Origin of the sequence: Rathayibacter rhapontici (genome assembly GCF_001995175.1) — a bacterium.
In the GTDB taxonomy this organism is placed as follows: domain Bacteria; phylum Actinomycetota; class Actinomycetes; order Actinomycetales; family Microbacteriaceae; genus Rathayibacter.
In genome coordinates, this window is sequence record NZ_MUKN01000091.1 from 1 (window position 1) to 8,234 (window position 8,234).

The window sequence follows — 8,234 nt, forward strand, 5'->3', positions numbered from 1 at the left end:
GGGTCGAGTGGGCGCGAAGCGGGCGCTGGGGTGCGGGCGGGCGCCGGTCCGCGTCGAGTCAGGGTGTCGCGCTGGGTCGGGTGGACGCGAAGCGGGCGCTGGGGCGAGTGCGGGCCCCGTTCCGCGTCGAGTCGCGTCCGCGCCGTGCCGAGGTGACGCCAAGCGGGCTCGGGTGGCGTCGAGTCAGCAGGAATCGTCGTACTCGCGCTCGAGTACGACAACTCTTGAGGAGTGGGGGCGACCTCAGCCCGCGTGGTGCCGGCCGATCGGCAGGACCAGCGGGGTGTGCGAGACCGGGTCCTCGATGATCCGCGACTCCATCCCGAAGACCGCGCGCACCGTGTCCGACGTCACGACCTCGGCGGGGGTCCCCGACGCGTACAGCGCCCCGGCCCGCACTGCGAAGAGGTGGTCCGCGTAGCGCGCCGCGAGGTTCAGGTCGTGCAGCACGATCACGATCGTGGTGCCGCGGGTGCGGTTGAGGTCGGTGAGCAGGTCGAGCACCTCGATTTGGTGCGAGACGTCGAGGTAGGTGGTCGGCTCGTCGAGCAGGAGCACGTCGGTGCGCTGCGCGAGGGCCAGGGCGATCCAGACGCGCTGGCGCTGGCCGCCCGAGAGCTCGTCGACCGGGCGGTCGGCGATCTCGAGGGTGCCGGTGGCGCGGAGGGCGTCCTCGACGATCGCGTCGTCGTCGGCGGAGGCGCCCCGGCCGAACCAGCCGCGGTGCGGGTAGCGGCCGCGGGCGACCAGATCCGACACCGCGATGCCCTCCGGGGCGATCGGGGTCTGCGGCAGCAGCCCCACCTGCATCGCGACCTGCTTCGTCGGCAGCCGGTGGATCGCCTGCCCGTCGAGCAGGACGGCCCCGCTGCGGGGCGTGATCAGCCGGGCCATCGCGCGCAGGAGCGTCGACTTGCCGCAGGCGTTCGCTCCGACGATCACGCTGATCGCGCCGGTCGGGACGTCGAGCGAGAGGCCGTCGACGACCACGCGCTCGTCGTAGGCGAGCGTGACGGCGTCGACCGCGAGCGTGCGGTGCGCGGACACGGACCCCGCGGACACGGAGGGGTGCCCCGCGTCGGACGGAACGGCCTTCGGTGCGGGCGTGGTCGATGCGGTCACAGAGTGCCTCCGGTGCGGTTGCGGCGGGCGAGGAGCCAGAGCAGGAACGGCGCGCCCAAGGCGCCCGTCACGACTCCGACGGGGAAGCGGGCGCCCGAGAAGGCGAGCCCCGCGACGTGCTGGGCGACGAGGTCGGCCGCGAGCACCACGACCACCCCGACGAGAGCGGAGGGGACGAGCAGCGACCGCGCATCCGGCACCAGGCGGCGCGCGATCGGCCCCGACACGAAGGCCACGAAGGCGATCGGGCCGGTGGCGGCGGTCGCGACGGCGACGAGCCCGACGGCCACGGCCAGCAGTGCGGCGCGGTCCCGGCCGACGGACACGCCCAGGGCGGTGGCGGAGTCGTCGCCGAGCTGCAGCATCCGCAGCCGGCCCGAGAGCAGCAGTGCCAGCGGCACCAGCACGAGCATCGCCAGCGCGAGCGGCGGCACGCCCTCCCAGAGCGCCTGGTTGAGGCTGCCGGTCAGCCAGCGCAGCGACTCCTGCACGTCCTCGAAGTCGGCGCGCGTCTGCACGTAGGCGATGACGCTCTGGAACATCGCGCCCACCCCTATGCCGATCAGGATCAGCCGCGCGCCTGCGACTCCGCCGCTGCCCGCCAGCCCGGCGATGACGAGCGCGGTCAGCAGGCCCGCGGTGACGGCGATCACCGAGACGGTCGCTCCCGAGAGCCCCAGGAACGCGATCGCGACGACGGCCGCGGCGCTCGCCCCCGACGTGATGCCGATGATGTCGGGGCTGGCGAGCGCGTTGCGCAGCAGCGTCTGGAAGATCACGCCGCCCATCCCGAACCCCGTGCCGACCAGCACGGCCGTGATCGTGCGCGGCAGCCGCAGCGTGCCGATCGTAAAGGACGCACCGGGAACCGTGTCGCCGAGGATCACCCGGACGACGTCGACGGGGGAGTAGACGGTGGCGCCGACGCTCAGCGACACGAGCACGAGGGCGAGCGCGAGCGCGGCGAGGACCGCGCAGCCGATCGCAGTGCGGCGGGCGCGCCGGGTCCGCCCGGCCACGATGCCGGGCGCGTCTCCGGGGACCTCACCGGACGAGCGGAGCGACGTGGCCGCGCTCACAGGGCCCTCACCTTCGAGCGGCGCACGATCGCGATCAGCACGGGGGCTCCGATCAGGGCGGTGACGATGCCCACCTCGACGTCGCTGGGCCGGGCGACGACGCGGCCGACGACGTCGGCGGTGAGCAGCAGAAGGGCGCCGAGCAGGGCCGAGGCGGGCAGGAGCCACGCGTGCGCGGGCCCGGTCAGGCGGCGCGCGAGGTGCGGGACCACGAGGCCGATGAATCCGATGGGCCCCGCGACGGCGGTGGCGGCACCGCACAGCAGCACGGCGGCGATGCCGGCGACCAGGCGGATGCGGCCGACGCGGCGGCCGAGGCCGGTCGCGAGGTCGTCGCCCAGCGCGAGGGCGTCGAGTCCGCGGGCACTGGCGAGCGCGAGCAGCGCGCCGACGGCGAGGAACGGCAGGACCTGCAGGATCCCGGCGGTCTCGGCGCCGCCGACTCCGCCGACCTGCCAGAAGCGGAAGCGGTTGAGCGTCTCCTCCTGGGTGAGCAGGACGGCGCTGATCAGCGAGGTGAGCGCGGCGGCGGTGGCGGCGCCGGCGAGGGCGAGCTTCAGCGGAGTGGCTCCGTCGCGGCCGAGCGAGGCGACGGCGTACACGAAGGCGCCGGCGGCGGCCGCGCCGAGGAACGCGAGCCAGATGTACTGCGGGAGGGTCGTCACTCCGAGGACCGAGATGCCCAGGACCACCGCGAGCGACGCCCCGGCGTTCAGCCCCAGGATGCCCGGGTCGGCCAGCGGGTTGCGCGTCATGCCCTGCATGACGGCCCCCGCGAGGCCGAGGGCGGCGCCGACCAGCAGCGCCAGCACGGTGCGCGGCACGCGGTTCTGCACCGCGGCGTCGACGATGGACGCCGGGTCGGGCGACGTCAGTGCCGGCCAGACCTCGGCGAGCGGGATCTCGCGCGAGCCGTAGACGAGCGAGGCGATCGAGGCCAGGGCGAGCGCGACGACGACGGCGCCGAGCCCGAGCGGGCGCAGGCGCGAGCGGCGCCCCGCACGCGAGTGTCGTCGCGGGCGGGGCGCCGGGGAGGAGCGGAGGCGCCGGTGCTCACGACACCTTGTCGGCGGCCGCCGCGATCCCCGCCGTGTACTCGTCGAGACCCCACGGGATGCTCAGCAGGTTGGGCGACGAGGTCGCCATCGCGAGGGACGAGCCGTCGGTGAGGACGTAGACCGAGCCGCGCGCGACGGCCGGGATCTTGGAGAGGAGCGGGTCGGCCTGCAGGGCCGCGAGGGTGGTCTCGTCGCCGTAGACGATGAGCACGTCGGCGTCGAGCCGGTCGGCGTTCTCGGAGCTGAGCGTTCCGCTGAACGCCTCGGAGTCGCCCGTGAGCTCGACGACGCTGGGCGCGACCTCGAGGCCGAGGTCCTCGACGTACTTCACGCGGGCGTCGTTCGGCGTGTAGTAGGTGAAGGAGCTCGCGTCGGTGGGGTCGTACCAGCCGTAGGTGAAGGTCGTCCCCTCGAGGGAGGGGTGCTCGGCGACGGCCGCGGCGATCTCGTCCTCGACCTCGGCGACCTCCGCCACGGCCTCGTCCGCGAGTCCGAGGGCGGCGCCGTCGAGCTCCGCGGAGTCCTGCCAGGTCGTGCCCCAGGCCAGGCCCGGGTAGGCGACGGTCGGGGCGATCTGCGACATCGTGTCGTAGTCCTGCTGCGAGATGCCGGAGTAGGCCGAGAGGATCACGTCGGGCGCGAGGTCGGCGATCGCCTCGAAGGGCACGCCGTCGGTCTCGTCGAAGAGCTCCGGAGTCTCGGCGCCGGCCGCGTCGAGGGCCTCCTTCGTCCAGGCCAGCAGTCCGTCGCCGTCCTCGTCGCCGTAGGAGGCGCGGGCGAAGCCGACGGGAGTGACGCCGAGCGCGAGCGCCACGTCCTGGTTGGTCCAGCTGGTGGCGACGACGCGGTCGGCCGACTCGACGGTGGTCTCGCCGAACGCGTGCTCGACGGTGACGGGGAAGCCGGCCGCGGACGGCGAGGAGTCGTCGGTGCCGGCGTCGGCGCCTCCGGAGCAGGCCGTGAGCAGCAGGGCGGTGAGGCCGAGCGAGGCGACGGCGGTGAGGCGGCGGGGGGTGCGGATGGCGGGCACGAGCGTCCTTCGGAGCGGGGGTCGGGGGATTGCGAAGGTAAGCCTAACCTCACTGCCGCGGGGCCGCCAGACCGCGAGCAGGGTTCGCGCCGGTCTCGCAGGGAGGGGCGCGGCCGGGTTGCGCGGGAATGGAGTACTCGAAAGGGGGACATTCATAAGGGAGCGCCTAACCCCCAGGAATCCCCTTTCAGGGGGGTTAAATGCCGCGGGGAATTCACCCGTGTTTCCGGCATGATTCGCCCCTCAGGGAATCGCGGCCCTTCCGGGGGGCATGCGGGTGACAGATCCTCCGCTCCGTTATCGATTACTAGGACATCAGTAGATTCGCAGCAACCCCATTCCCTTTCGGATACTGCCGGAGTTCTGTTGCCTCTCACGTCTTCTTCCGCTGTCCCCCGAGATAGTCGCAAGCTTTTCCGACGATCGCGGATCATCACCGCGATGATCGCTCTTCTGGTGTCGGTGCTGGCCTTCGGCGGCCTCGCGCAGCCCGCCTGGGCCGCGACTCTGCAGCCCACCTATTCCACCCCCATCAGGGTGCAGGAGAGCAGTGCGGACCTCACCTATTCGGGCTCCTGGACGAAGATGACGGGCGGTGACAGCGGGGGTGCGGTCAAATACCTGAATAGCACCGGATACGTTCAGTTCAAGTTCACCGGAACGGCCTTCCGCTGGCTCAGCCGCACCGGCGCGACCTCGGGAATCGCGAACGTCTATCTCGACGGAAAGCTTCTCGCGGCAGTGGACCGCTACTCCTCGACGACCAAGTACCAGGTGCCGGTATTCACCAAGACCGGACTCCCGGACACCGTGCACACGGTGAAGGTCTCGTACACGGGGAAGAAGAACGCCAAGGCGACGGGCGCCAACCTGATCATCGACGCTTTCGAGCTCGGCAAGGAGACGCCGCCCGCGACGCCGACGCCGACGCCGACGCCGACCACCCCTCCGGTGAGCAGCACGCCGACCGCGTCGCCGAGCGCGCCGACGACGCCGGCGCCCACCGCGACTCCGACGACCGCTCCGGTGATCGTGCCGGACTTCACGCCCACCGGAACCGCTCCGCTGCGCGTCGAGGACGGCCACTCCAAGCTCCGCTGGACGGGCACCTGGCGCTCGATGACCGGCGGTGACAGCGGCGGAGGGATCAAGTACCTCAACAGCGCGGGCCACGTCGAGTTCACCTTCGCGGGCACCGGCTTCACCTGGCTCAGCCGGATGACCGCGTCGGCGGGCATCGCGGACGTGATCATCGACGGGAAGCCCGCCGGCACCGCCGACCGCTACAGCTCGACGACGAAGTACCAGGTCCCGGTCTTCACGAAGACGGGCCTCGCGGACGGCGTCCACACGGTCAGGATCGCCTACACCGGCGCGAAGAACTCGCGGGCGACCGACGGCAACCTCGTCATCGACGCCTTCGACCTCGTCCGGACGGTCGCGGCGCCCACCCCGACTCCGACGGCCACGGCGATCGTGACGCCGACGGCCACGCCGACTGCTACCGCGACGGCCGCTCCGACTCCCACGGCGACTCCGACCGCGACTGCGACGCCGACCGCGACTCCGACGGAGACGCCCACGGCCACTCCGACGCCGACCGCGACGCCGACGGCCACGCCGACCGTCGCGCCCACCGCGACTCCGACGCCCACGGCGACTCCGACCGCGACTCCGACCCCGACGGCGACCCCCTCGCCCGTCGCCGACTTCTCCCCGACCGGCAGCGACCCGCTGCGGGTCGAGGACGGCCACTCCAAGCTCTCCTACACCGGCTCCTGGCGGTCGATGACCGGCGGTGACAGCGGCGGAGGCATCAAGTACCTCAACAGCGCCGGCCACGTCGAGTTCACCTTCGACGGCACCGCGGTCACCTGGCTCAGCCGCACCACCGCGTCGGCCGGCATCGCGAACGTGTACATCGACGGCAAGCTCGTCAGCAGCGTCGACCGCTACAGCTCGACCACCAAGTACCAGGTGCCCGTCTTCACCAAGACCGGGCTCGCGGACGGCGTCCACACCGTCAAGATCGCCTACTCCGGTTCGAAGAACGCGAGCGCGACCGACAGGAACCTCGTGATCGACGCCTTCGACCTGATCAAGACGGCTCCGGCTCCGACGCCCGTCCCCACCGCGCCGACCGACTCCACGTTCCTGCCGACCGGCACGACGCCGAAGTGGGTCGAGCAGAACAACGGCGACCTCGACTACTCGGGCTCGTGGCGCACCATGTCCGGCGGTGACAGCGGAGGCAGCATCGGCTACCTCAACAGCGCCGGCAACGTGCAGTTCACGTTCGTCGGGACGGCGTTCCGCTGGCTCAGCCGCACGACCCCCTCCTCCGGGATCGCGGACGTGTACATCGACGGGACGCGCGTGGCCTCGGTCGACCGCTACAGCTCCACGACGAAGTACCAGGTGCCCGTCTTCGAGCGCTCCGACCTCGCCGACACGATGCACACCGTGAAGATCGCGTACACCGGGCGGAAGAACTCGGCCTCGAGCGACAAGAACCTGATCGTCGACGCCTTCGAGTTGGCCGGCGACGGTCTGGCCGTCGGCGGGGTCCAGGCGTTCCCCCTGGTCGAGGGCTACGTCCTCGGCTGGAACGCGCCGTTCTCCTCGGACGTCGTCTCCTACGAGGTGCACCGCTCCGACGGATCCACCGAGGAGACGATCGCCACGGTCTCGGACCCGGTGCGCCAGTACCGCGACGAGAGCGCTGCGCTCGGCGTCCCGTACTCCTACTGGATCACCTCCCGCGACAACGACGGCCGCGTCTCGGCCGTCACCGAGCCGACCACCGTCACGGCCGAGCAGATGAGCACCCGCGAGACGCTGCAGGCCGCCTTCGACTGCCCGACCCCGACGAAGACGGTGCGGACGGCCGCCGAGCTGAACAGCGCCCTGATCGGCGCCCGCCCCGGCGACGTGATCGGACTCGAGGACGGCGTCTACGTCGGCAAGTTCGCGCTGCGGTCGATCCCGTCCAGCAGCGAGGGCGTGTGGCTCTGCGGCTCGCCGAACGCCGTGCTCTCCAGCGGCACGACGAGCTCGGGAACCGCTCTGATCCTCAACAGCGCCAACGATGTCCACCTCGTCGGCTTCTCGGTGAAGAACTCGTTCCAGGGCATCCACGTGCTGGCGAGCAAGGGTGTGCAGATGGCCGGCCTGACCGTCTCCGAGATCGGCTACGAGGGCGTGCACTTCCGCAACCAGACCACGGACTCGCTCATCGTCGGCTCCACGATCACCCGCACCGGAGTGGTCGCCGCGACCTACGGCGAGGGCGTCTACGTGGGCACCTCCGACCGCAACTGGTGCGAGTACAACGGCTGCGACCCCGACCGGACCGACCGCATCGCCGTCATGGACAACGTGATCGGCAACGCGGGATCGGACCCGATCGAGGCCAAGGAGGGCACCCGCGACGGCTGGATCATCGGCAACGTGGTCACCGGCACCAGCCGGACGGCCGCCGACGTGAACTCGCTGATCATGCTCTCGGGCACCGAGTGGACCGCCGCCGGCAACACGGTGGTGAACCCGCGCATGTACGGGGTGTCGATCATCACCCGCGCCGACGGCTCCGGCAACGGCAACCTCGTCACCGCGAACCACGTGTCGAACGCCCCCGCCTACCCGGTCTACGTGCACCAGCCCTCGAACTGGTCGACCTGGGGCAACGTCGCGACCTGCTCGAACTCGGGCGGCAGCCCGATCAGCAACGTGGCCTGCACGAGGTAGCCCGGCACTCAGGCGCAGGAACGGCCGGTACCGCGGATCTCCGCGGGACCGGCCGTTCCGCGTTGCGGGGCTCCGCGGTGCGACGGCGCCGCCGCGAGTGGACGCGGAGCGGGCTCTGTCGCGTCGCCGACCCCGGTTCGGGTCGTCTCGCGCGCGTCGGCCGTCGCGAGTGGACGCGGGGCGGGCTCTGTCGCGTCG

The 8,234-nt window shown here is 71.8% G+C and carries 5 protein-coding genes; 1 reads left to right on the forward strand and 4 read right to left on the reverse strand.

What is annotated here, in order from left to right:
• Nucleotides 1-243 precede the first annotated feature (243 nt).
• From B0T42_RS18110 to B0T42_RS18125, 4 genes are all read right to left on the reverse strand, one after another.
• Nucleotides 244-1,047, reverse strand: a complete 804-nt coding sequence (locus B0T42_RS18110; protein WP_077224393.1) for an ABC transporter ATP-binding protein — start codon at nt 1,045-1,047, stop codon at nt 244-246.
• 71 nt (nt 1,048-1,118) lie between these two features.
• Nucleotides 1,119-2,201, reverse strand: a complete 1,083-nt coding sequence (locus B0T42_RS18115) for a FecCD family ABC transporter permease (protein ID WP_077224388.1) — start codon at nt 2,199-2,201, stop codon at nt 1,119-1,121.
• On the reverse strand, nt 2,198-3,184 hold the full coding sequence (locus B0T42_RS18120; RefSeq protein ID WP_077224389.1) for a FecCD family ABC transporter permease: 987 nt from the start codon (nt 3,182-3,184) through the stop codon (nt 2,198-2,200). The genes B0T42_RS18115 and B0T42_RS18120 overlap by 4 nt, the downstream gene beginning before the upstream one ends.
• Nucleotides 3,185-3,254: 70 nt before the next feature.
• Nucleotides 3,255-4,289: an ABC transporter substrate-binding protein gene (locus B0T42_RS18125; RefSeq protein ID WP_236720401.1), complete on the reverse strand. Its 1,035-nt coding sequence runs from the start codon at nt 4,287-4,289 to the stop codon at nt 3,255-3,257.
• Nucleotides 4,290-4,730: 441 nt separating this feature from the next.
• Here B0T42_RS18125 and B0T42_RS20790 point away from each other — a divergent pair, with 441 nt between their 5' ends.
• Nucleotides 4,731-8,036 carry a hypothetical protein gene (locus B0T42_RS20790; RefSeq protein WP_158078180.1) on the forward strand — a complete coding sequence of 1,102 codons (3,306 nt, stop codon included), beginning with the start codon at nt 4,731-4,733 and terminating at the stop codon, nt 8,034-8,036.
• Nucleotides 8,037-8,234: the final 198 nt, after the last annotated feature.

Coding starts and splice junctions, on each gene's coding strand:
- B0T42_RS20790 (WP_158078180.1), top strand. CDS start 4,731: ATGATCGCTCTTCTGGTGTCGGTGCTGGCCTTCGGCGGCCTCGCGCAG.